The following is a 22,836-nucleotide window of genomic DNA, read 5'->3' on the forward strand; positions in this document are numbered from 1 at the left end:
CGGGGCTCGGCCCTAGTCAGACAGGCGCCCCGAAGGGGCTCGGTCCCGCACGTCCAGCCGCGCGACGCGGCCCTGTTCGCCCGCGGCCCAGCAGCCGGCGTCCGGGGTGCAGTCGACGGTGTCGTACGAACCGATGTCGATGGTGCGCCAGTTACGGCCGCCGTCCGTCGTGAGGTCCGTCCCGGTCGGGCCGACGGCGAGTGCGGCCGAGCGGCTGTACGGCAGCCAGGCCACGCCCGAACGGTAGGCGGGCGGCGGGGTGTTGGCCTGGCGCCAGCTCCGTCCGCCGTCGCCGCTGACGGCAGCGGCCCGCGGGGACTGCTGGTCGGCGCGGTAGTCGCCACCGACGGCCAGACCATGCCGGCGGTCGCGGAAGGCGAGCCCGAAGACACCGCGCGCCGGATCGCCCCCGGGAAGCGTCGTGTCGGTCACGGTCCAGTGCACACCGCGGTCGGCGGAGTGCAGGACCCGCGCCGTGGCGCCGCCGCCGGTGGCCAGCCAGACGTCCCGTGGCCCCGAACTGACCAGGCACTGACCGCTGGCGGCGAAGCCCGCTTCGCCGGGCAGCGCGGCCGGCATGCCGTCACTGGGCAGCACCCGCCAGGTCGAGCCGCCGTCGCCGGTGGACAGGATGCGGTACTTGCCGTCGACCGGATCGCTCATCGCGAGGCCATGGCGGCTGTCGAAGAAGGTCACGCAGTCGTAGAACGCCCTGGGGTCGGTGTTGCGGAACGACTCCGTCCAGTGTGCCCCGCCGTCCTCCGTGCGGTAGATCCTGGACGCCTCGCCCTCGCCGATGGCCAGGGCGACGGCCCGCCGCCCGTCGAACGCCTCGATGTCACGGAATTCCAGCTCGCCCGCTCCGGCCGGGGAGACATCGCGCCAGCTGCGGCCTCCGTCGGCGGTGCGAAGCACCGTGCCCCCGGAGCCCGCGACCCAGGCGGCGCGGCGGCTCACGGCGGCGAGCCCGCGGAAGCGCGCGTCGCTGCCGGTGTCCGTGAGGTGCCAGCCGGGGGCTCCGGCGCCGGGCAGGCCGCGGTCGTCAGTCCCGTCAGTCCCGTCAATCCCGGCAGCCCGGTCCGCCCTGTCGGTGGCGGCACCCCTGTCCGGCCTGCCGGTTCCGGCGGCCCGGTCCGTTCCGTCCGCCGCCGCCTGTGCCGGTACGGCCAGCGCTGTGGCCAGTGCCGCCCCGCTCACCCCGGCCGCGAGCCACGCCCGCCACGTACGTCGCATCGTCCCCGCCATCCCCGCTGTTCCCGTCATCCCCGCCGTCCCCGTGTTCCCCATGGGTTTCATGGCGCTGGAAGCTAGCCCACCGGGAAGACCCCGTCCAGAGCGCGCCGGGCACGCACGTCCCCCGGCCGGAATCACCTCGCGGCCGGGACCGGCCACCGCACGGTGACACAGCTCACTCCCGTTTCGGAGCACGTATCGAGGCGCTCCACCGTCTTTCCCATAGAAGGAGACCTCATCCAGGTCCGGCGAAGGGGAGCAGACATGACGCTCGTCATTGAACAGGCCGTACAGGCCCGGCTGGTCGCGTCCGCCCCCCGGCTGGAGACCGTACCCGCGACCCTGCGCTACGACAGGGCGGACCCCTTCGCCGTACGGATGGCGTTCCCGCCCCTGGCGACGCTGGAGGGCACCGAGGTGACCTGGGAGTTCTCCCGTGAGCTGCTGGCGACGGGCATGACCGAGCCCGTCGGGTACGGCGACGTACGGGTGCGGCCCTTCGGGTACGGACGTACGGTGCTGGAGTTCCACGCTCCCGAGGGCACGGCGATGGTCCACCTCCGCACCGCGGAGCTGCGGCGCTTCCTGGAGCGCACACAGGATCTCGTCCCGGCGGGACACGAGCATCTCTATCTGGATCTGGACCACGACCTGACCGAGCTGCTGCGCGACGCCTGCTGAGCCCGCTCCCGCCCGCGCTGCCGCCGGCGACGCCCGGGGTGCCGCCGGCGATACCCGCGGTACCGCCGCTGGACGGAAAAAACCCGACAGAAGATGTCGGGATTCCCGGTTAGCGTCGGCGCATGCCTCAGAACATCACCATCACGGGTGCCCGTGAGAACAACCTCCGCGATGTGTCCCTCACCATCCCGAAGGGCAAGATCACCGTCTTCACCGGGGTATCGGGATCGGGCAAGTCCTCGATCGTCTTCGACACCGTCGCCGTGGAGTCGCAGCGCCAACTGAACGAGACTTTCAGCTCGTTCATCAGAAGTTTTCTGCCGAAGTACGAGCGCCCGCACGTCGACGGCATCGATGATCTCTCGGTGGCGGTCGTCGTCGACCAGAAGCCGATCGGCGGCAACGTCCGCTCCACGGTCGGCACGATGACGGACATCTACTCCGTGATCCGGGTGCTGTTCTCACGCCATGGCGTCCCGAGCGCGGGGGCGGCCACCGCGTACTCCTTCAACGACCCGTCGGGGATGTGCACGGTCTGTGACGGGGTGGGCAGAGTCGTCGCGCTCGACATCGACCGCGCGATCGACTGGTCCAAGTCGCTCGACGACGGCGCACTGCTGCTGCCGGGGCTCTCGGTGAACAGCTGGGAGTGGAGTCTGTACGCCGAGTCGGGCCGCTTCGACCGGACGAAGCCGCTCGCCGAGTACACCGACGAGGAGCGCGAACTACTGCTGCACGGCGGCGACTTCAAGGTCCGGATCGAAGTGAAGTCGGGCGCGGTCGACATGCGGTTCGAGGGGATCGTCACTCGCTTCACCCGGCTCTTCCTCAAGCGCGACACCGCCAATCTCTCCGAGAAGCGCAAGGAGGCGGCGGCCCGCTTCACCGTGGAACGGCGGTGCGAGGCGTGCGGCGGTGCGCGCCTCAACGAGGCCGCGCTCGCCTCCCGGATCGACGGGCTGAGCATCGCCGATCACACCCGGATGGAAGTCGCCGATCTGGTGGAGGTGCTGGGCCGGATAGACGACCCCGTGGCGACCCCGATCGCGGCCGCCGCCCGTGAGCGGCTGGAGCGGCTGGTCGGCATCGGGCTCGGCTACCTCAGTCTGGACCGGGAGACGACCACCCTGTCCGGCGGTGAGGGCCAGCGGCTCAAGATGGTGCGCCATCTGGGGAGTTCACTGACCGGCCTCACGTTCATCTTCGACGAGCCGAGCGTGGGACTGCATCCGCGCGATGTCGGCCGGCTGAACGATCTGCTGGTACGGCTGCGCGACAAGGGCAATACGGTGCTGGTGGTGGAGCACGATCCCGACGTGATGGCGATCGCGGACCATATCGTCGACATGGGACCGAAGGCCGGGACGGACGGCGGCCAGGTCGTCTACGAGGGCCCGGCGGACCTGCTCCGCCAGGCCGACACGCTCACCGGCCGCTGTCTGCGCCGCCGTACCCCCGTGAAGGAGTCGTTCCGCTCCCCCGCCGGCTGGCTTCCGGTGACCGGCGCGGCGCTGCACAACCTCAAGAGCATCGACGTACGGTTCCCGACCGGGGTGCTCACGGCGGTGACCGGGGTGGCGGGGTCCGGGAAATCGACCCTGATCTCCGAGGTGTTCACGACGGCGTATCCCGAGGCGATCGTCATCGACCAGGGCGCCATCGCCGCCTCGTCCCGCTCCACCCCCGCCTCGTACCTCGGCGTCATGGACACGATCCGCAAGATCTTCGCCAAGGAGAACCGGGTCTCGCCGGGGCTGTTCAGCTTCAACTCCTCCGGGGCGTGCGCGGAATGCTCGGGACGCGGGCTGATCTACACCGATCTCGCCTTCATGGACCCGGTCACCACGACCTGCCACGCGTGCGAGGGGCGGCGCTTCCACGACGAGGTGCTGCGGCACACGGTACGGGGCCGCTCCATCGTCGACGTACTGGACATGACGGCGGCGGTGGCCATGGAGTTCTTCGATGACACGGCGCTGCTGCGGAAGCTGCGCACGCTCAATGACGTCGGGCTGACCTATCTCACCCTCGGCCAGCCGCTCAGCTCGCTCTCCGGCGGCGAGCGCCAGCGCATCAAGCTGGCCACGCAACTGCACCGCACGGGCAGTGTGTACGTACTCGACGAGCCGACCACCGGGCTGCACATGGCGGACGTGGACACGCTGGTGGCGCTGCTGGACCGGCTGGTCGACGCCGGGAACTCGGTGATCTGCGTCGAACACAACATGGATGTCGTCAAACGTGCGGACTGGGTGATCGATCTCGGTCCCGACGGTGGCAAGCACGGCGGAGAGCTCGTCTTCGAGGGCACTCCGCGACAACTGCTCGAACATCCCAAGTCCTTCACGGCCGAGTATCTGCGCCGGGAGCTTGAGTTGGCCCCTCTGCCGGTCTGAGCGGGGAGATTCCCGGCCCGGTGGGCGGCGCGTCATGACGCGTGGGCCCGGATCCCGCACGGTCCGGGCCCAACGTCGCCCTCGTCGGCCGGGCGGCGGGGCGGGGGCGGGCGGTCCGGCGGTCCGGCGGTCCGGCGGTCTGCTGGTGCCGCTCGGCGGCGCAAGGCCGCCGACAGCCGCTGACGGGCCGCTGACGGCGCGGGCGCGCCGAGGAGCGCGCAACGGGTCCAGGTGGCTCGGTTATGGGCCCATACCGGTCGACATCAGCGAGAACGAGAAACTCGAAGGCGGCGTGACCTGTCTCTCTGTGCGCCTTCGCGACCTGCCTGACCTGCGCGCATGACCGGGCGCAGGGACGTTCGACGCGGCCGGGCTTGGCCTTCGGCTTACCGCGGCCTTAACCTACGGTGTCGTAACCTACGAACCCGTAGGTAAACCTCCCGTCCCCCCTGGAGTACCCGTGTCGATCACCTCTCCCCACCTCGGCAGTTCGGACGCGTGGACCGACGCCCGACTGCTGTACGCGCTGGAAGAGGTGGTGGAGAAGGAGCTCAACCGCCATCTCAAGGTCGCCAAGGACTGGATGCCGCACGAGTACGTGCCGTGGTCCGACGGCCGCAACTTCCCGGGCATCTTCGAGAACGGCGAAGCCTGGGACCCCGAGCAGTCGAAGGTCACCGACATAGGCAAGATCGCGCTCGTGGTCAATCTGCTGACCGAGGACAACCTCCCCAGCTACCACCACGAGATCGCCAGCCTCTTCGGCCGCGACGGAGCCTGGGGCACCTGGGTGCACCGCTGGACCGCGGAAGAGGGCCGGCACGGCATCGTGATGCGGGACTACCTGCTCACCTCGCGGGCCGTCGACCCGGACAAGCTGGAGCAGTTCCGGATGGCGCACATGTCGGAGGGCTTCGAGTCCGACAACCGCCACTCCATGCTGCACTCCGTCGCCTATGTCGCCTTCCAGGAGCTGGCGACCCGGGTCTCGCACCGCAACACCGGACACCAGTCGGGGGACCCGGTCTGTGACCGCATGCTGGCGCGGATCGCCACCGACGAGAACCTGCACATGGTCTTCTACCGGAATCTGCTGGGCGCGGCCTTCGAGATCGCCCCGGATCTGACCATGTGCTCCGTCCGGGATGTCGTCGTGAACTTCCGGATGCCCGGACACGGCATGCCCGGCTTCGAGCGCGCCGCCGCGCAGATGGCCATAGGCGAGATCTACAACATGCGGATCCACCACGACGATGTGCTCCAGCCGGTGCTGCGCTTCCTGAAGGTCCTGGACATCGACGGGCTCGGCCCGGAGGGGCTCAAGGCGCAGGAGGAGCTCGGCATGTACATGGGCGGTCTGAACAGCGAGGCGAGCAAGTTCGACGAGAAGCTCGCCGCGCGCAAGGCGCGGATGGCGGCGCGCGCCGCGAGCTGATCGGCCGGCCGGCCCCCGTGCGGGCTGGTCGTGTCGTCGCCGTCGCCGTGATGTTCGGCGGCGGCGACGATCCGCTCGGACGCGCTCACTTCACGCGCGCTTCGTTCACGCACGCGCTTCAGCTGCTGTGAAGGCCGGCCGCGTCACGGCGACGCAGATTCTGTCGCTCCTTCTCCGAGAGACCGCCCCACACGCCGAATCGCTCGTCATGGGCGAGTGCGTACTGGAGGCAGGCCACCCGTCCCTCACAGGCGCCGCAGAGCCGCTTGGCCTCGCGGGTGGAGGAGCCCGGGGCGGGGAAGAAGAATTCCGGCCCGGTCTGGGCACACAACGCGCTCTCCTGCCAGGAGAGTTCGTGCTCGCTGCGGTCGGTCGTGTCGGTCGTGCTGGTGGTGATGTTGATCGGCATGCCGGACAGATTGCCGGGCGGCGATAAACAGGTGATTGACGAACGGTCAACGTGGCCATCGGCCGGCGAAGGTCCGGCGCGGAAGCGGGTGCCTCTCCCCCCGCGCCGCCGTCAGCCGGTCTGGTCCACGCCCTGCATCAGCGCGAACCGTGTCCCGGAGGGATCGGCGAGCTTCGCGAACCGGCCGACGCCCTCGATGTCGGTCGGCGCCACCCGGACCGTGCCGCCCAACTCCCGCGCGGTTGTCACAGAAGCGTCGCAGTCCGTGACCGCAAAGTACAGGAGCCAGTGCGGCCCCGTGTCGGATTCCGCCGGGTCGGTGCCGGCCGGCACGAAGCCGCCGAACATCCCCTCGGGGCCCTGGCCTGCCGGGTTCACCATCCGGTAGCTGCTGTTTCCGTCCGGCATCGGCATGCTCTTGGTCTCCCAGCCGAAGACCGAGTTGTAGAAGCGGTACGCGGCCTCCTCGTCCGGTGTGTACAGCTCGCCCCAGCAGAGGCTGCCCGGCTCGTTGACGGCGTCCAGGCCCCTGTTCCTGGCCGGCTGCCAGACCGAGAAGCCCGCGCCCGACGGATCGGTGAAGACCGCCATCCTGCCGAGGTCCATCACGTCCATCGGCTCGAAGACGACGGAACCGCCGTTCCGCCGTACGGACTCGGCCGTGGCATCGGCGTCGGGCGTCTGGAAGTACAAGGACCAGGAAGGCGGTGCCTGACCGGGCTCCACGGGCATGGCACCGGCCGCTGTCCTGCCGTTCAGCTGGAACAGGCCGTAACCGCCCGTATGGGGGCCGGCGGAAACGAATTCCCAGCCGAATATGCCCCGGTAGAAGGCGGTCGCGCTGTCGAGATCGGGGGTGCCGAGGTCGATCCACACCGGGGAACCGGTGACAAACGGGGTGCTGACCATGGCGCGCTCCTTCATGGGATCCCAGAGCTCTCCCCTCCGAGTCTGCTCCCCGCGCGGTGCCGTCGCATGTGCGGCCGACGCGCGTGGGAGCATGTGAGCCGGTCGGGGTCCGGACCAGAGCGGGTCGGTCCGATGCCGGGAGTGGTGCCCCATACCGGATGTCCGGGGACGGGTGTCCGGGCGCCGGGTCCGGGTCCCGGAGCAGGCGTCTGGGAACAGGCGTCCGGGAACAGGCGTCCGGGAGCAGGTGTTGGCGTCGGGTGTCGAGTGGAGAGGCGTATGAGAGGTGCGGGGGCCGCGCCGGAACGCGCTCCGGTGGTGGCGGGACGAAGAGCCGCAGCCGTGCTCGACGCGGCGTTGTCGCTGCTGGACGGCGCACAGCGGCTGCTCGATGACCACGACCGCGCCGTCACCGCCATACGGGACGCCTACCGTCCGCTCCTGCGGGAGCTGACGGGCGCGGAACTCGCCGCCATCCCGGTCTCCCGGCTGAAGGACATCACCGCCGGCCGGTTACGGCTCGGCGCCCTCGAACAGGCCGGTTTGACGTCCGTGGGCGAGGTCTACGAGGCGGGCCGGCACGCCCTGCGCCAACTGCCCGGTGTCGGCGGGCACACCGCCGACCAGGCGGTGGCCGCCGCCACCCGGATCGCCGAGGCGGTCGGGGAGACCGTCTCCGTACGCATCGACATAAACCGCCCCGAGCCCCGCACCACCGCGCTGGTCACCGCCCTGCACCGGCTGGTCGAGGCGGGACCGGGGCTGCGACGCGCCCATGACTCCGCCGAGCGGCTCACCACGGAGCTGCGCGCCCTGCTGCCGGAGGCCGAACCCGCCCGGGGCCGGCTGCGTATGGCGCTCATGGGACGGGAACGGCGGGCACGGGCTCTCGGCGCGGTCGGCCGGATCCGGCAGCGGCTCGACGAGGCCGCGGAGGCGGACGTACCGCTGCTGCTCGCGCAGATCTCGGTGGACCTGCTGCGGGAGCCGGCCTCGGACGTCGAGTGCTGGGTCGACTTCGAGCTGCGCTCGGCCGAGTACTACAGCGTGCTCGCGGAGACCACGGGCAGCGCTCCCGACGCCGCCGCGGCCGAGGGCTTCATGCCGTCGGAGATCGCGGGGCGGGTACGGGCCCAGGAGCTGGACGACACCAGGCTGCGGGTGTCGCTGCGCGGCTACCAGTCGTTCGGGGCGCGCTTCGCGCTGAGCCAGCGCCGGGTGATCATCGGCGATGAGATGGGGCTCGGCAAGACGGTGCAGGCCATCGCCGCGCTCGCGCATCTCGCGGCGTGCGGCGGCACGCACTTCATGGTGGTGTGCCCCAGCAGCGTGCTGATCAACTGGACCCGGGAGATCCGCGCCCGGAGCACACTGCGTGCGGTCCCGGTGCACGGTCCGGAGCGACGGGAGGCGTTCACCGAGTGGCGCGAGCGGGGCGGTGTCGCCGTCACCACCTTCGACTCCCTGCATACGCTGCCCCTGGCCGGGGACGCGGTGCCGGAGGCCGGGGTGGCGGGGCCGCCGGCCCAGGAGCCGCGGATGGTGGTCGTCGACGAGGCCCACTATGTGAAGAACCCGGACACCCGCAGATCACGCGCGCTCTCCGGCTGGACGGCGCGGGCCGAACACGTCCTGTTCATGACGGGTACGCCGATGGAGAACCGGGTCGCGGAGTTCCGCAGCCTGGTCCAGCGTCTCCGGCCCGAACTGGCGCCGGACGTCGAGGGAATCGACGCGGTCGCGGGCTCGCACGCCTTCCGGCGCGCGGTCGCCCCCGCCTATCTGCGCCGCAACCAGCAGGACGTCCTCGCCGAACTGCCCGCGCTGGTCCAGGTCGACGAGTGGGAGGAGCTGAGCGCCGGGGATCTGGCGGCCTACCGGGAGGCCGTGACGTCCGCGCACTTCATGCGGATGCGCCGGGCCGCGTACGCCCGCCCGGAGACCTCGGCGAAACTCGGGCGTCTGCGGGAACTGGTGGCCGAGGCGGCGGGGAACGAACTGAAGGTCGTCGTCTTCTCGTACTTCCAGGAGGTGCTGGCCGCGGTCCGAGAGGCCCTGGGAGAAGGGGTGTTCGGCCCGCTCTCCGGCAGCGTACCGGCGGCACGCCGCCAGGGGATGGTCGACCGCTTCACCGCGGCCCCGGGCCACGCCGTGCTGCTGAGCCAGATCCAGGCGGGTGGGATCGGGCTCAACCTACAGGCCGCGTCGGTGGTCATCCTCTGCGAACCACAGGTCAAACCGACCCTGGAACACCAGGCGGTGGCCCGCGCCCACCGGATGGGCCAGGTCCGCCCGGTGCAGGTCCACCGGCTGCTCGCGGTGGACAGCGTGGACCAGCGCCTGCTGGACATCCTCGCGGACAAGAGCCGCCTGTTCGACGCGTACGCACGACGCAGCGACCTGGCGGACGCCACACCCGACGCGATCGACGTCTCGGACCGCGACCTCGCACGCAGGATCGTGGAGGAGGAGCAGATGCGGCTGGCGGAAGGTACGTGAACTGAGCGCGCCGTCGGTGCTCGGCGGGCTGGTGGGGGTGGGGGTGGGGGCGGGGTTTTCGGCTGGGGGTCAGGGCCGAGGGGTAACCGTGGTGGGCCGGGGGTGTGGTGTCGGGTGGGGGCCGCCCCTGAGGCTTCAGTTTCGCGGCTCCGGGTCGGGCGTCAAGGGCGCTCCTTCGTCGCGTCGGCTGCGCCGATTCCGCTTCGCTCCACCCTTGACACCCAACCCTCCACCGCAAGTGCAGCTTTGAAGGGGGCGGCCCGGGGGGAGGGGTCCCCGGGGAAGCACCCATGTTGCGGGGGTCCTTTCCCGGCTTACCGGTCGGTGGGCCCTGCGGGGCTGCGCGGCAGTGGAGTGGGGCGGCCCGGCACCGGCTCAGCGGGCTGGTGTGGGTGGGTGGTTGGGGCGCATGCCCCGCTGGTGAGGGCCCGTTGTCGGCTGCACCTGTAGCCCAAGGCGGACGAGACCCACAGCTTGCCCCCTATGCCCCAGTTTGGCGGGCCCTTTGGAGGGTCCTTGGGCCGGTGATGCGTCCTACGGCCACTTCACCTGGCACCACGGCACATCACGGCCCCTCAGAGAACCACTCACCGCCCCCTGAGTCACAGCCACCCCACCACCCACACATCGTCACCAGCGGGGCATGCGCCCCAACTACCCGCCCGCATCAGCTCGCTGAGCCGGGGCCGGGCCGCCCCACACCACTGCCGCGCAGCCCCGCAGGGCCCACCGAGCGGCGGTCGGCAACCGGACCCCCGCAACAAGGGAGCCTCCCCGGGGACCCCTCCCCCCGGGCCGCCCCCCCTCAAAGCTGCACTTGCGGTGCAGGGGCGGGAGTCAAGGGTGGAGCGCAGCGCAATCGGCGCAGCCGACGCGACAAAGGAGCGCCCTTGACGCCCGACCCGGAGCCGCGACACTGAAACCCAAGGGGCGGCCCCCATCCGCCATGATCCATTCCGGGTCACCACGGTTACCCCTCGGCCCTGACCCCCAGCCGAAAACCCCACCCCCACCAGCGGGGCGGGCATGAGGCAAGACGCCGGGCCAGGCCGCCCCACACCCCCCGTCACCCCTAATGCCCCGAGTGCTCCGCCCCCTTCGCGGCGTCGCCCGTACCCATCGGGTGGTCCGGGTGGTGCGGCTCGTAGCCCGGGATCGTGCCGTCCGGCTTTGCCACCAGGAACAGGCCGGCCATCCCCATGTCCGAGTGGCTCTGGACATGGCAGTGGTACATCCAGGCGCCCGCGCCCACCAGTTCGCCCGCGATGATCTGGAAGCCGAAGGAGTCCGCCGGGCCCGTGATCTTGTTGTCGATCACCCTGCTGGGGTCCTCCGGGCCGGTGAGCAGGCCCGTTCTGTTGTCCGCCCAGCGGTGACCGTGCATATGGAACGTGTGGTAGAACTCGCCGTGCGTGATCATGATGATCTCGACACGATCTCCCACCGTGGCCTCGAAGTTGGGGCTCTCCGCACCCGGCTTGTTGTTGATCGTCATGTCGTTGAAGACGATCGTGAACTGCTTGTCCGGGAGGATGTCACCCTTCCTGCGGACGATCACCGGCCCGTAGAGGCCCTTCCGGATGCCGCCCGTACCGTGGTCCGTGCCGACGACATGGTCGTGGTAGTGCCAGTACCCCGCGCTGCCCGGCCGGTAGGTGCCGTCCGCGCGCTTGCCGGGTGCGTGGGTGCGCCAGGTGTACGTACGCGTACCACCGGGCTCCACATGGCTCTTGGACATCCTGGTGCCGTCGCTGGCGATGTCGTAGTCCACGCCGTGGACATGGAGACTGGCCGCCACGTCCGTGGTGTTCTCGAACTCGATGTGGAGGGTGTCCCCCTCCGTGATCTCGATCAGCGGGCCCGGGATGCTCGCCTTGCCCTTCTCCAGGCCGTATCCCATCTGACCGTTCGGCAAGGTCTCGGCGTAGAGCTTGAGATGACGCACCTGACCGCCCGCAGGCGCGGTTCTGGGCGGAGTCACCGCCGCGGGGGCCGAGGTGGCCGCGGGGGCCGAGGCGACCGACAACGATGTCACCCCTGTCGCGGCGACCGCGCCTCCCGCCAGCAGGCGTCGATTGAAGCTCCGTCTATCCATGGCCATACCGAACTCCCCAGTGCCGTACGGATATTTACGGGGCACATGAGGCCCCGGGGACGGCCACACGGTAGACCAGGGATCTTCGTTTATCCACACTCAGGACAAAGTTGGTGGGATTGCGGTCGTACCTATTGGCGAACTGACGAAAGAGGTCTAGCTTCAGGCGCTGTTGCTGTGACCAAAGAGGGGTGGGTGAACACATGCAGCGCGCACCACGTCACCGGTCGAGATCCAGGCGCGGGATGGCCGCGGCCCTGGTGGCCGGCACCATGGCGGCGTCTCTGCTCGGCGGTACCGCCGCCACGGCCAAGCCGTACCCGGAGCCGCCGTCGACAACGTTGTCCCTTCCGTCGCCGCCCGGCGGCGAGAACGTCAAGGTCCTTGTCTTCCACGCCTCGGCCACCGAGGAGTCGCCGGTCGTCAACGCCGGTATCGAGGCGATCGAGGCGATCGGTCTCACCGGACCCGCGGCCGGACGCTTCAAGACCGAGGCCACGGACGACGGTTCGGTCTTCACGAACGCCAAGAGGCTCGGCAAGTTCAACGCGGTCGTCTTCCTCACGGGCGGCGGCGATGTGCTCGATCCCGAGCAGGAGGCGGGCCTCGAAGCCTATGTGGAGGCCGGTGGCGGCTTCCTCGGTATTCATGACGCGGCCCGTACGGAGCCGTACTCCGACTGGTTCACCGGGCTGATCGGAGCGCGTCCCGGGACCAGCCCCACCACCGTCCAGCGCGCGACGGTCGAGGTCGGCGACCGCGTCAACCCGGCCACCAAGAGTCTGCCGCTGGAGTGGAAGCGGCCGGACAAGTGGCTCAACTGGGCCACCAACCCGACCGGCAAGGTGCATACGGTCGCCCGCGTCAGGGAGGCCAGCTACAAGCCCGGCACGGGCGCCAACGGCACCGACCACCCGATCTCCTGGTGCCGTGACTACGACGGCGGCCGGTCCTTCTACACCGGCATGGGCGGCACGGCCGACTCGTACGCCGAAACCGACTTCCGCGCCCATCTGCGCGGCGCGCTCCAGTGGACCACCCGTATCTCCGCCGCCGACTGCAAGGCGACGATCGACTCCAACTACAAGGCGGAGCGCGTCACTCAGCCGAACCAGGCGGGCCAGCAGGACCAGATCGGCGAGCCGCACGGCATGGTCGTGGCGCCCGACGGCCGCGTGTTCTACATCGGCCGCGGCGGTGGCGACAACAGCGCCCCCGTGGTGACCAGCTGGGCCGACCCGAACATCGGCAAGGGTCTGGGCCAGATCCATGTCTATGACCCGAAGACGAAGAAGGTGACGCTCGCGGGCGCGCTGACGATCTTCGGCAACAAGGGCGGCGGCGACGAGCTGATCAAGGTCGAGGAGGGGCTGCTCGGTATCGAGCTGGACCCCGCCTTCGAGACCAACGGCTGGGTGTATCTGCACTACACCCCGCACTCCCAGCTCAACCGTGACACCCGGATGGCGGAACGCCGCGTCTCCCGCTTCACGCTGGACCTGGCGACCAACAAGCTGGATCTCGCCTCCGAGAAGGTCCTGCTGAAGTGGCCGGTGCAGGTGAACAGCTGCTGCCACTCCGGCGGCGGCATGGCCTGGGACTCCAAGGGCAACCTCTACATCGCGACCGGCGACAACAACTCGTCCGGATTCAGCGACGGTTACTCGGGCAACAACCCGCAGCCGAACTACAAGGGTGTCTCCTTCGCGGACGCGCGCCGCACCGCGGGCAACACCAACAACCTGAACGGCAAGATCCTCCGTATCCACCCGGAGGCGGACGGCACGTACACCCTGCCCGAGGGGAACCTCTTCACGGGCGAGGAGCAGGCCGAGGGCGGCGGCAAGACCCGCGGCGAGATCTATGTGATGGGCGTGCGCAACCCGGCACGTATCTCCATCGACAAGAAGACCGACACGCTGTACGCGGGCTGGGTCGGTCCTGACGCCGGTTCGCCGTCCACCGTCTGGGGCCCGGCGAAGTACGACACGTTCGCCGCGATCACCAAGGCGGGCAACCACGGCTGGCCGTTCTGCATGGGCAACAACCAGCCCTACCGGGACCGTAATCTGCCCGACCCGACCAAGCCGCTCGGCTGGTACAACTGTGCCGCGCCGAAGAACGAGTCGCCCAACAACGACGGTCTGGTGAACCTGCCTCCCGTCACGGGCAACACCATCTGGTACTCGCCCCAGGGCGGTGCCCCGGACTACCCGCGCGACGCCAACGGCGTACCCAGCTACAAGGCGGAGGAGGCCAAGTACCTCCTGCCGTGGCTCAAGGGCGGCGGTCAGGCCACCATGAACGGCCCGCTCTACCGGTACGACGCGCAGAGCGCCAGCACCGAGAAGTGGCCGGAGTACTGGGACGGCAAGTGGTTCGTGGGTGACTTCTACGACGCCGCGGACAGCCCGCGCCACGCGGTGGTGACGGACCCGAAGACCGTCGGCAAGGGCGGTCTGCCCGTGACCGCGGAGTCGCTGAAGAAGATCATTCCGGTCGGTCAGGGCGGTATCCGCAACCTGATGGACTGGAAGTTCGCCCCGGACGGCTCGCTCTATGTCCTGGACTACGGGCGGGGCTTCTTCACCTCGGACAACCAGTCCGCGCTGTGGCGCGTGACGTACAAGGGCGGCGCGGCGACACCGGCCGCCGACAACCTGGTCAGGAAGGCGGCGCAGTGAGACACCGATCTCTCCTGAGGCACCGGCCTCTACGCCTGTGGACGGCCCTGGTGGGCGCGTTCCTGATGGTGCTCGGGCTGACCTCGACGGCAGCGTACGGGCGTACCGACGACCGTACGGACGGCGGGAAGGCGGCCGCGGCCCAGGTGCTGACCTGGACGGCCGGCGACCCCATCGACAAGTACCTGTCCTTCCCGACCACCGCGCTGGCCGGGCCGACCACGATCGTCTTCGAGAACAGCGCGGCCACCGGCAACACCACCGGGATGCCGCACACGCTGACCTTCGATGTGTCGGATCCCGAGTACAACAACGACGTCCAGCTGAACATCCTGGCCAACCCCAGTGACGCCAACGGCGGCAAGTACACCGCCGAGGTCAACCTGACGCCGGGCAAGTACCGCTTCCACTGCTCCATCCCGGGGCACGGCCAGATGACCGGTGTGCTCACCGTGACCGAGGTCGGGCCCGGGGACACCACGGCTCCCGAGACCGCCGCCAAGGTGGAGGGGCAGCAGAACGGCGACGGCGCGTACGTCGGTTCCGCGACCGTCTCGGTGACGGCGACCGACTCGGGTTCCGGGGTGGCGACGACCGAGTACGCGGTCGGCGCCGACGGACCGTGGCAGCCGTACACCGCTCCGGTGGTGATCGACCAGGTCGGTGACCACACGATCAGGTACCGGGCCACCGACCAGTCGGGGAACGTGGCGGCGGAGAAGTCCGTCTCCTTCAAGGTCGTCGTCCCGCCGACCGATGACACGACCCCGCCGGAGACCTCGGCGACCGTGAGCGGCGAGAAGGACGAGGACGGCAACTATCTGACGATGGCCACGGTCACCGTCACCGCCTCGGACACCGGTTCCGGCGTCAACACCATCGAGTACGCGCTCGGGGACGGCGCCTGGCAGCGGTACACCGCTCCGGTGATGGTGCACGAGACCGGCACGCACAAGGTCCGCTACCGCGCGACCGACAAGGCGGGCAACGCGGCGGCCGAGAAGTCCGTCGACTTCACCGTCGTGGAGGCGCCGGCGCAGGACACCACCGCGCCGGTGACGGGCGCGGTCGTGACCGGTGACAAGAACTCCAACGGCGCGTTCATCACCAGCGCCAAGGCGACCGTCACCGCGACCGACTCCGAGTCCGGGGTGGACAAGGTCGAGTACTCCCTCGACGGCGGCCCGTACCTCGCGTACACGACGCCCGTGATCGTCGACCAGGTCGGCTACCACGTCCTCGCGTACCGGGCGACCGACAAGGCGGGCAACACCGCGCAGGCCAAGCAGGTGTCGTTCACCATCGCGCAGGGTGGCGGCGTTCCGGCGCCCAACTGCCCTGAGTTCGACGAGCGGTTGACGGTCATCGTCGGCGCGGTCGACACGGGTGTGCCGAACCGGCTGACCCGTAGCCGGTGCACGATCAACGAGCTGATCGAGGACGAGAAGGACTGGAGCTCGCAGGCGCTCTTCCTCAAGCACGTCGACTCGGTGCTCGACAAGCTGCTGGCCGACAACGTCATCGACCAGCGCGAGTTCAACAAGATCACCAAGGCCGCCAAGCAGTCCAAGATCGGTAAGCCCGGACAGACCGAGGGCTACCGCGATCTCTTCGACGGCACGGCGGCGTCCCTCGCCAAGTGGCAGCAGGTCGGCGGCGGCAAGTTCGCGCTCTCCGGCGACGGTGCGATCACCAGCAGCACCACGGTCGAGGGCATGGGCATGCTGTGGTTCCCGGAGCGCAAGTACGGCGACTTCTCGCTGAAGCTCCAGTTCCGCGACGACGCCCCGGGCAACGGCAACGCCAACGGCGGTGTCTTCGTCCGCTTCCCGAATGTCCATGACCACCCGGAGGAATCCCGGCCGGAGTGGGTCGCCATCAACTACGGCCACGAGATCCAGATCCTCGACAGGCCCGATGGCGACATGTACAAGACCGGCTCGGTCTACGGCTTCGACCGCGTGGGCCTGGGCGGCGCGGGAGTCACGCCGAAGGGCACCTGGAACGACTACGAGATCCGCGTGGTCGACCAGCACTTCACCATCCTGCGCAACGGTGTCGTGATCAATGAGTTCGACAACGTGGGCGGGCAGACCTTCTACCCGGAGCGCGGTGGGGACCCCGGCACGGACGGCCGGCGGTACGCCACCGGTTATGTCGGGCTCCAGGTCCACGGCACCACGGACGTGATCTCGTACCGCAACATCCGCATCCAGGAGCTGTAGGCCGCGGATCCAGCACCACGGCTGTGCCCCCTCTCCGGTGGAGAGGGGGCACAGCCGCGTCTACGGTTCGTCCTTCCTGGCCCGGCTCGGCTGGACCCGCTTCGGCTCCCCCGGCATCTTCGGGTAGTCCGGCGGGTACGGCATGTCCCCGAGGCCGTGGTCCCGTTCGTACCGGTCGGCCAGCTCCAGCAGCCCTTCCAGGCTGTGCGGCCGGTCGGCCATCTCGGCGTGCAGATCGCCCACTTCGGTGAAGCGCACCGGCATCGTCGCCAGATCGAAGTCCTGCGGGGCGACGTCGTCCAGCTCGTCCCAGCGCAGCGGCGCGGAGACCGGCGCGTGCGGTTTGGGACGTACGGAGTAGGCGGAGGCGATGGTGCGGTCGCGGGCGGTCTGGTTGTAGTCGACGAAGATCCGGCGGCCCCGCTCCTCCTTCCACCAGGCGGTGGTCACCCGGCCCGGCATCCGCCGTTCCAGTTCATGGCCGATGGTGATGGCGCACCGGCGTACCTCGGTGAAGGTCCAGCGCGGCTCGATCGGTACGAACACATGGAGGCCGCGTCCTCCGGAGGTCTTGGGCCAGCCCCGCAGCCCCTGTTCCGCCAGGAAATCGTGGAGTTCGTGGGCGGCCGCGACCGCGTCCTTGAAGTCCGTGCCGGGCTGCGGGTCGAGGTCGATGCGCAGCTCGTCGGGGTGGTCGGTGCGGCCCTTGCGCACCGGCCAGGGGTGGAAGGTGAGACAGCCGAGGTTCGCCGCCCAGAGGACGGCGCCGACCTCCGTCGGGCAGATCTCGTCGGCCGACCGGCCGCTGGGGAAGTCGATACGGGCGGTGGGGATCCAGTCGGGCAGGTTCTTGGGCGCGCGCTTCTGGAAGAAGGACTCGCCGCCGACTCCTTCGGGGAAGCGTTCCAGGGTGGTGGGCCGGTCGCGCAGGGCGCGCAGGATGCCGGGCCCCACGGCGAGGAAGTAGCGCGCGACGTCCAGCTTGGTGAAACCGCGCTCGGGAAAGTAGATCTTGTCCGGGCTGGACAGCCGTACGGCCCTGCCGCCCGCTTCCAGCTCCACCGCTGCACCCATGTGCGCCACGGTAGGCCGGGCCCGCGCGGAGCGCATATCGGGCGGAGGCCGCTGTTCCCGAGCACAATCGGGGCATGGATCTGCCGGTGATGCCTCCCGTGAAACCGATGCTCGCCAAGTCCGTGGCGCGTATCCCGCCGGGGATGCAGTACGAGGCCAAGTGGGACGGCTTCCGGGCGATCGTCCACCGGGACGGCGACGAGGTGGTGATCGGCAGCCGGACGGGGAAGCCGCTGACGCGGTACTTCCCGGAGCTGGTCACTGCGCTGCGCGCCGAGCTGCCCGGACGCTGTGTGGTGGACGGCGAGATCGTGATCGTCCATGAGGACCGGCTGGACTTCGACCGGCTGACCGAACGCATCCATCCGGCCAAGTCCCGGGTGGACCTCCTCGCCGAGCGGACCCCGGCGAGTTTCGTGATCTTCGATGTGCTGGCCCTCGGGGACACCTCGCTGATCGCCATCGCCCAGGCGCGGCGCAGGGAGGCGCTGGAGGCCGCCTTCGCCGCGCTCCATCCGCCGGTGTATCTGGCGCCCGCCACGAGCGATATCGAGGTGGCCCGGGGGTGGTTCGAGCGGTACGAGGGCGCCGGTCTCGACGGGGTGATCGCCAAACCCCTCGATCTGCCGTACCGGCCCGACACCCGGTCCATGTACAAGATCAAGCACGAACGGACGGCGGATGTGGTCGTCGCCGGATACCGCCACCACAAGAGCGGTCCCGTGGTGGGCTCGCTGCTCCTGGGGCTGTACGACCCGGCGGGCGCGCTCCAGCATGTCGGGGTGTGCGCGGCGTTCCCGATGAAGCGCCGGGCGGAGCTGGTCGAGGAACTGGCGCCGCTGCGCATGGAGTCGGCGGAGGGCCATCCGTGGGCCGCGTGGGCGGAGGAGTCGGCGCATGAGAGCGCCCGGCTGCCGGGCGCGCCGAGCCGCTGGTCCGGTACGAAGGATCTGTCGTGGCTGCCGCTGCGGCCGGAGCGGGTGTGCGAGGTCGCGTACGACCATATGGAGGGCGACCGGTTCCGGCACACGGCGCAGTTCCGCCGCTGGCGGCCCGACCGTACGCCGGCGAGCTGTACGTACGCGCAGCTGGAGGAGCCCGTGCGGTACGACCTGGCGGAGGTGCTGCGGTCACCCGGCCACTGAGCGCCGGGGCACGGGTCCGTACGAGCGCCGCGATCTTACGGACCTGTGACGCCCCGGCGCGTGTCCGCGCGTGGCGGCCCGGCGCCGCATAGCGTCCCCGTCATGCGCGTACTCGTCACCGGAGGCGCGGGCTTCATCGGCTCGCACATCGTCTCCGCCCTCGGCTCCTTCGGCCATCGGCCCGTCGTCCTGGACGCCCTGCTGCCCTCGGCGCACCCCGTCCCACCACCGCGTCCCCCGGAGGCGGAGTGGATCCACGCCGACGTACGGGACGGGGCGGCCCTCGCCGACGCCCTGCGCGGTGTGGACGCGGTGTGCCACCAGGCCGCGATGGTCGGGCTCGGCAAGGACTTCGCGGACGCCCCCGCCTATGTGAGCTGCAACGATCTGGGCACGTCCGTACTGCTCGCGGCCATGGCGGAGGCGGGTGTCCTGGATCTGGTGCTGGCCGGGTCGATGGTCGTCTACGGCGAGGGCCGCTACGACTGCCCCCGGCACGGCCGGGTCGCGCCGGGCCCGCGGACCGTGGCGGACCTGGACGCCGGGCGCTTCGAGCCCGGCTGCCCGTCCTGCGGCGCGGAGTTGACGCCGGGGCTGATCGGCGAGGACGCGGCCACGGACCCGCGCAATGTGTACGCGGCGACGAAGCTGGCCCAGGAGCATCTGGCGGCGGCCTGGGCGCGGGCCACCGGCGGCCGGGCCGTCTCGCTGCGCTACCACAATGTGTACGGACCGGGGATGCCGCGCGACACCCCGTACGCGGGGGTCGCCTCGTTCTTCCGCTCCTCGCTCGCGCGGGGCGAGGCGCCGCGGGTCTTCGAGGACGGCGGGCAGCGCCGCGACTTCGTCCATGTCCGGGATGTGGCGTCGGCGAACGCGCTGGCACTGAGCGCCGTACGGGTCCGGGAGTCCGGCACGCTGAGCGCGTTCAACACGGGCAGCGGAGAGCCGCACACGGTCGGCGAGATGGCCGGGGCGCTGGCGGCGGCGCACGGCGGCCCGGAGCCGGTGGTCACCGGGGAGTACCGGCTGGGCGACGTCCGGCACATCACGGCGTCGTCGGAGCGGCTCAGGACGGAGCTGGGCTGGCGGCCGTCGGTCGGATTCGCGGAGGGCATGGCGGAGTTCGCCGCGGCGGGCCAGCGAGCGGTCGCGGTCCGCCGACCGCCGTGTACGTACGGCCCGGAGCGGCACGGCGCCCCGGGCCGGTCCCTCGACGACCCCGGCGCGGTCCGCGCGTTGTGACCCGAACGGCCCGGGGCCGGTCGCCGCCCCGAGGATGTCCGTGTTTCGTAAGGCCTCACATCCCTTTTGTCGGTTCCCGAATTCATACGGTGATGGACGTGACCCCCTCCGAACCCACGACGGTTGACGTCGTACTCCCCTGTCTCGACGAGGCCCTCGCCCTGCCCTGGGTGCTTGAGCACATGCCGGACGGCTGGCGCGCGATCGTCGTCGACAACGGCTCCTCCGACGGCTCGGCGGAGATCGCCGCCGGGCTGGGCGCGAGGGTGGTGCGTGAACCGCGGCGCGGCTTCGGAGCCGCCTGCCACGCCGGACTGCTCGCGGCCGAGGCGGAGTTCGTCTGCTTCTGCGACTGCGACGCCTCCCTCGACCCCGGACTGCTGCCCGCCTTCGTGGCGGAGATCGCGGCGGGCCGGGCCGATCTGGTGCTGGGCCGCCGCCGGCCGCGGACAGGCGGAGCCTGGCCCGCCCACGCGCGGGCCGGGAATCTGGCGCTGGCCCGGATGCTGCGCCGCAGAACCGGTCTACGGCTGCGGGACCTCGGCCCCCTGCGCGCGGCGCGCCGCGAGGCTCTGCTCGGCCTCGGCCTCACGGACCGGCGCAGCGGCTACCCGCTCCAGATGGTCGTACGAGCGGCCGACGCGGGCTGGCGGGTGGTGGAACGTGACGTGCCGTATCTGCCGCGCACCGGCAGGTCGAAGGTGACCGGCACCTGGCGCGGCACCTGGCAGGCCGTGCACGACATGCGCGGAGTGCTGGCGGAGCCACCGGCCGGGCGGGCGGGCGACGGTCCGCGCGCCGGGCGGGGCGGGACGAGCCGGACGGGTGTCCGATGACCACTCTCCTCGTGCTGGCGAAGGCGCCCGTGGCCGGGCGCGTCAAGACGCGGCTCACACCTCCCTTCCGGCCGGAGGAGGCGGCGCTGCTCGCGGAGGCGGCGCTGTGCGACACGCTCGCGGCGGTTCTGGCCGCGCCCGTACGACGGCGGTTGCTCGTCCTGGACGGTGTTCCGGGGGACTGGCTGCCGGCCGGGATCGAGGTCATACCGCAGTCGGGCGGCGGCCTGGACGAGCGGCTTGCCGCCGCCTTCGGACTCTGTACGGGGCCCGCCCTGCTCGTCGGGATGGACACCCCGCAGCTCACCCCGGAGCTGCTGGCCCCCGCGCTCGCGCCGGACGCGTGGCGGGGCTGTGACGCGTGGTTCGGGCCCGCGCTGGACGGCGGGTTCTGGGCGCTCGGTCTCGCCGCGCCGGATCCCGCGCTGTTGCTGGGCGTACCGATGTCCGTACCCGAGACCGGGGCCGTACAGCGCGCCCGGCTGCTGGAGGCGGGACTCGCCGTACGGGATCTGCCGCCGTTGCGCGATGTCGACACCGCGCGGGACGCCTCGCTGGTCGCGGCCGAGGCACCGGACAGCCGGTTCGCCGCGGCGCTCGGGCGGCTCGCCGGGGCCGGGGCGCGATGACCACCGCCGAGACCACCGCCCAGGCCCAGGCTCGGGCCCGCACCCAGGCCGCCGCCCCGGCGCCGCCCCGGTCGTCCGCGGCGGGCGCCCTGCGGCAGCGCCGTACGGCGCCCTGGCAGGCGGACCCGTACACCGACGCGCTGCGCACCGGCCGCGGCCCGCTCTTCCTGCGGCGCGCCGACGGCTGGCTGCTGCCGCTGGAGGTGGAGCGCTGGTGCGCGGAGCCCGACAGCGCGGATCTGACGGTGCTCGAACGCTGCCGGGGCAGCGTGCTCGACATCGGCTGCGGACCCGGCAGGCTCGTGGCGGCGCTGGCGTCCCGGGGCCGCCCTTCCCTGGGCATCGACATCAGCCCTGCGGCCGTGGCGCACGCCGTGCGCGCGGGCGGCAGCGCGCTGGTGCGGTCGGTGTTCGATCCGCTGCCGCGCGAGGGCGGCTGGCACACCGCGCTGCTCATGGACGGCAACATCGGTATCGGCGGGGACCCACTGGCGCTGCTCGCCCGGCTCGCGGGGGTGGTCGGCAGGGCCGGTTCACTGATCGTCGAGACGGCCGCTGCCGGGATGGACGCCGAGCTGGACGAGCGCGTGCGGGTACGGGTCGACAACGGCAACGGCGCCCCGGGCGAGGCGTTCTCGTGGGCCCGGGTGGGCTCCCGCGCGCTCATACGGCACGCCCGCGCGACGGGCTGGGCCCCGTCCGAGCAGTGGACGGCGGCGGGCCGCCGCTTCGTCACGCTGGAACGTCCTGACCACGGCGCCGCGCACGAGGCGCACACCCCGTAGAACCCGTTCCCGGCCGGCGCCCGGACGCACCGGGAGCGACACGCGCCGGGTATCCCCAGCGGTGGCCACCGCTCCGCCTCAGGCGTGATCCACGTACACCCAGGCGCCGTCGTGGCGCGCGAACCGGCTGCGCTCCTCCACGACATCCGGACCACCCGGCTGGGTGAAATGGGCCCGGAAGGTGACCGTGCCCGTGGTGTGGAACGGGCTGCCGTCGGTGGTGTCGAGGATCTCCAGGCCCGTCCATCGCGTCGCGGGATCGAGATCGACGGCCGGCGGGCGGGTCGCCGGGTCCCAGGAGCGGAGCAGATACGCCGCGTCGCGGACGGCGAAGGCGCTGTAGCGGGAGCGCATCAGCAGCTCGGCGGTGGGCGCGGTGGCGGGGCCGGCGTGGAAGCGTCCGCAGCACGCGCCGTAGGCGGCGTCCAGCCCGCAGGGGCAGGGCGAGTCGGCGGTGACGGCGGACCTGCCCGACCGGCTGGGGCGGGCGGGGCGAGCGGGACGGCTGGGGCGAGCGGGACGTCGGGCCATGTACTCATTCTCACCGCACGATCCC

17 protein-coding genes are annotated in these 22,836 nt (G+C 70.9%); 11 read left to right on the plus strand and 6 right to left on the minus strand.

All coding sequences use genetic code 11. From position 1 onward, the window contains the following. Positions 1-12: 12 nt before the first annotated feature. Positions 13-1,233: a WD40/YVTN/BNR-like repeat-containing protein gene (locus ACZ7LS_RS26110; RefSeq protein ID WP_385134701.1), complete on the minus strand. Its 1,221-nt coding sequence runs from the start codon at positions 1,231-1,233 to the stop codon at positions 13-15. 264 nt (positions 1,234-1,497) lie between these two features. Here ACZ7LS_RS26110 and ssgD point away from each other — a divergent pair, with 264 nt between their 5' ends. From ssgD to ACZ7LS_RS26125, 3 genes are all read left to right on the plus strand, one after another. Then, on the plus strand, positions 1,498-1,914 hold the full coding sequence (gene ssgD, locus ACZ7LS_RS26115; protein ID WP_382527762.1) for a spore wall synthesis regulator SsgD: 417 nt from the start codon (positions 1,498-1,500) through the stop codon (positions 1,912-1,914). Positions 1,915-2,036: 122 nt separating this feature from the next. Then, on the plus strand, positions 2,037-4,310 hold the full coding sequence (locus ACZ7LS_RS26120) for an ATP-binding cassette domain-containing protein (protein ID WP_385134636.1): 2,274 nt from the start codon (positions 2,037-2,039) through the stop codon (positions 4,308-4,310). 460 nt (positions 4,311-4,770) lie between these two features. Continuing rightward, entirely contained in the window at positions 4,771-5,745 is a 975-nt protein-coding gene (locus ACZ7LS_RS26125; protein WP_382527768.1) for an acyl-ACP desaturase, read from the plus strand. A 118-nt stretch (positions 5,746-5,863) separates the two neighbouring features. Here the strand turns inward: ACZ7LS_RS26125 and ACZ7LS_RS26130 are convergent, their stop codons facing one another. Together ACZ7LS_RS26130 and ACZ7LS_RS26135 are read right to left on the minus strand one after the other, a co-directional pair. After that, on the minus strand, positions 5,864-6,154 hold the full coding sequence (locus tag ACZ7LS_RS26130) for a WhiB family transcriptional regulator (RefSeq protein WP_382527770.1): 291 nt from the start codon (positions 6,152-6,154) through the stop codon (positions 5,864-5,866). Between the two features lie 111 nt (positions 6,155-6,265). Beyond that, positions 6,266-7,063, minus strand: coding sequence for a VOC family protein (locus ACZ7LS_RS26135; protein ID WP_382527773.1), 798 nt, complete (start codon positions 7,061-7,063; stop codon positions 6,266-6,268). Between the two features lie 279 nt (positions 7,064-7,342). Between ACZ7LS_RS26135 and ACZ7LS_RS26140 the strand changes: the two genes are divergently transcribed. Next, on the plus strand, positions 7,343-9,562 hold the full coding sequence (locus tag ACZ7LS_RS26140; RefSeq protein ID WP_382670836.1) for a DEAD/DEAH box helicase: 2,220 nt from the start codon (positions 7,343-7,345) through the stop codon (positions 9,560-9,562). Positions 9,563-10,634: 1,072 nt separating this feature from the next. Here ACZ7LS_RS26140 and ACZ7LS_RS26145 read toward each other — a convergent pair. Beyond that, positions 10,635-11,657: a multicopper oxidase domain-containing protein gene (locus ACZ7LS_RS26145; RefSeq protein ID WP_382526027.1), complete on the minus strand. Its 1,023-nt coding sequence runs from the start codon at positions 11,655-11,657 to the stop codon at positions 10,635-10,637. Positions 11,658-11,860: 203 nt separating this feature from the next. On the opposite strand from ACZ7LS_RS26145, the gene ACZ7LS_RS26150 reads away from it, so the two are divergent. Then, positions 11,861-14,341, plus strand: a complete 2,481-nt coding sequence (locus ACZ7LS_RS26150) for a ThuA domain-containing protein (protein WP_382526012.1) — start codon at positions 11,861-11,863, stop codon at positions 14,339-14,341. Continuing rightward, positions 14,338-16,566, plus strand: a complete 2,229-nt coding sequence (locus tag ACZ7LS_RS26155) for an OmpL47-type beta-barrel domain-containing protein (protein ID WP_382670839.1) — start codon at positions 14,338-14,340, stop codon at positions 16,564-16,566. Before ACZ7LS_RS26150 ends, ACZ7LS_RS26155 begins: the two co-directional genes overlap by 4 nt. Before the next feature lie 60 nt (positions 16,567-16,626). Here ACZ7LS_RS26155 and ligD read toward each other — a convergent pair whose 3' ends face one another. Then, positions 16,627-17,640: a non-homologous end-joining DNA ligase gene (gene ligD, locus ACZ7LS_RS26160; RefSeq protein WP_382526009.1), complete on the minus strand. Its 1,014-nt coding sequence runs from the start codon at positions 17,638-17,640 to the stop codon at positions 16,627-16,629. Between the two features lie 74 nt (positions 17,641-17,714). Between ligD and ACZ7LS_RS26165 the strand changes: the two genes are divergently transcribed. From ACZ7LS_RS26165 to ACZ7LS_RS26185, 5 genes are all read left to right on the plus strand, one after another. After that, positions 17,715-18,785, plus strand: coding sequence for an ATP-dependent DNA ligase (locus ACZ7LS_RS26165; protein ID WP_385134071.1), 1,071 nt, complete (start codon positions 17,715-17,717; stop codon positions 18,783-18,785). A gap of 102 nt (positions 18,786-18,887) precedes the next feature. Beyond that, entirely contained in the window at positions 18,888-20,030 is a 1,143-nt protein-coding gene (locus tag ACZ7LS_RS26170) for an NAD-dependent epimerase/dehydratase family protein (protein ID WP_385134075.1), read from the plus strand. 92 nt (positions 20,031-20,122) lie between these two features. Beyond that, positions 20,123-20,866, plus strand: coding sequence for a glycosyltransferase family 2 protein (locus tag ACZ7LS_RS26175; protein WP_382874310.1), 744 nt, complete (start codon positions 20,123-20,125; stop codon positions 20,864-20,866). Further along, positions 20,863-21,495: a TIGR04282 family arsenosugar biosynthesis glycosyltransferase gene (locus tag ACZ7LS_RS26180; RefSeq protein WP_382526001.1), complete on the plus strand. Its 633-nt coding sequence runs from the start codon at positions 20,863-20,865 to the stop codon at positions 21,493-21,495. The genes ACZ7LS_RS26175 and ACZ7LS_RS26180 overlap by 4 nt, the downstream gene beginning before the upstream one ends. Next, a complete protein-coding gene (locus ACZ7LS_RS26185; RefSeq protein ID WP_382874315.1) occupies positions 21,492-22,280 on the plus strand; it encodes a class I SAM-dependent methyltransferase in 789 nt (262 codons plus the stop codon). Before ACZ7LS_RS26180 ends, ACZ7LS_RS26185 begins: the two co-directional genes overlap by 4 nt. 78 nt (positions 22,281-22,358) lie before the next feature. Here the strand turns inward: ACZ7LS_RS26185 and ACZ7LS_RS26190 are convergent, their stop codons facing one another. Further along, complete coding sequence (locus tag ACZ7LS_RS26190; protein ID WP_382874317.1) at positions 22,359-22,811, minus strand: YchJ family protein; 453 nt, start codon at positions 22,809-22,811, stop codon at positions 22,359-22,361. Positions 22,812-22,836: the final 25 nt, after the last annotated feature.

It is taken from the genome of Streptomyces sp. NPDC039430 (assembly GCF_055639435.1).

What these genes read in the sequence shown, in the direction of transcription:
- ACZ7LS_RS26135 (WP_382527773.1), bottom strand. Translation starts at nt 7,063, where the DNA reads ATGGTCAGCACCCCGTTTGTCACCGGTTCCCCGGTGTGGATCGACCTC.
- ACZ7LS_RS26110 (WP_385134701.1), bottom strand. Translation starts at nt 1,233, where the DNA reads ATGCGACGTACGTGGCGGGCGTGGCTCGCGGCCGGGGTGAGCGGGGCG.
- ACZ7LS_RS26185 (WP_382874315.1), top strand. Translation starts at nt 21,492, where the DNA reads ATGACCACCGCCGAGACCACCGCCCAGGCCCAGGCTCGGGCCCGCACC.
- ACZ7LS_RS26140 (WP_382670836.1), top strand. Translation starts at nt 7,343, where the DNA reads ATGAGAGGTGCGGGGGCCGCGCCGGAACGCGCTCCGGTGGTGGCGGGA.
- ssgD (WP_382527762.1), top strand. Translation starts at nt 1,498, where the DNA reads ATGACGCTCGTCATTGAACAGGCCGTACAGGCCCGGCTGGTCGCGTCC.
- ACZ7LS_RS26145 (WP_382526027.1), bottom strand. Translation starts at nt 11,657, where the DNA reads ATGGATAGACGGAGCTTCAATCGACGCCTGCTGGCGGGAGGCGCGGTC.
- ACZ7LS_RS26120 (WP_385134636.1), top strand. Translation starts at nt 2,037, where the DNA reads ATGCCTCAGAACATCACCATCACGGGTGCCCGTGAGAACAACCTCCGC.
- ACZ7LS_RS26165 (WP_385134071.1), top strand. Translation starts at nt 17,715, where the DNA reads ATGGATCTGCCGGTGATGCCTCCCGTGAAACCGATGCTCGCCAAGTCC.
- ligD (WP_382526009.1), bottom strand. Translation starts at nt 17,640, where the DNA reads ATGGGTGCAGCGGTGGAGCTGGAAGCGGGCGGCAGGGCCGTACGGCTG.
- ACZ7LS_RS26180 (WP_382526001.1), top strand. Translation starts at nt 20,863, where the DNA reads ATGACCACTCTCCTCGTGCTGGCGAAGGCGCCCGTGGCCGGGCGCGTC.
- ACZ7LS_RS26170 (WP_385134075.1), top strand. Translation starts at nt 18,888, where the DNA reads ATGCGCGTACTCGTCACCGGAGGCGCGGGCTTCATCGGCTCGCACATC.
- ACZ7LS_RS26130 (WP_382527770.1), bottom strand. Translation starts at nt 6,154, where the DNA reads ATGCCGATCAACATCACCACCAGCACGACCGACACGACCGACCGCAGC.
- ACZ7LS_RS26150 (WP_382526012.1), top strand. Translation starts at nt 11,861, where the DNA reads ATGCAGCGCGCACCACGTCACCGGTCGAGATCCAGGCGCGGGATGGCC.
- ACZ7LS_RS26190 (WP_382874317.1), bottom strand. Translation starts at nt 22,811, where the DNA reads ATGGCCCGACGTCCCGCTCGCCCCAGCCGTCCCGCTCGCCCCGCCCGC.
- ACZ7LS_RS26175 (WP_382874310.1), top strand. Translation starts at nt 20,123, where the DNA reads ATGGACGTGACCCCCTCCGAACCCACGACGGTTGACGTCGTACTCCCC.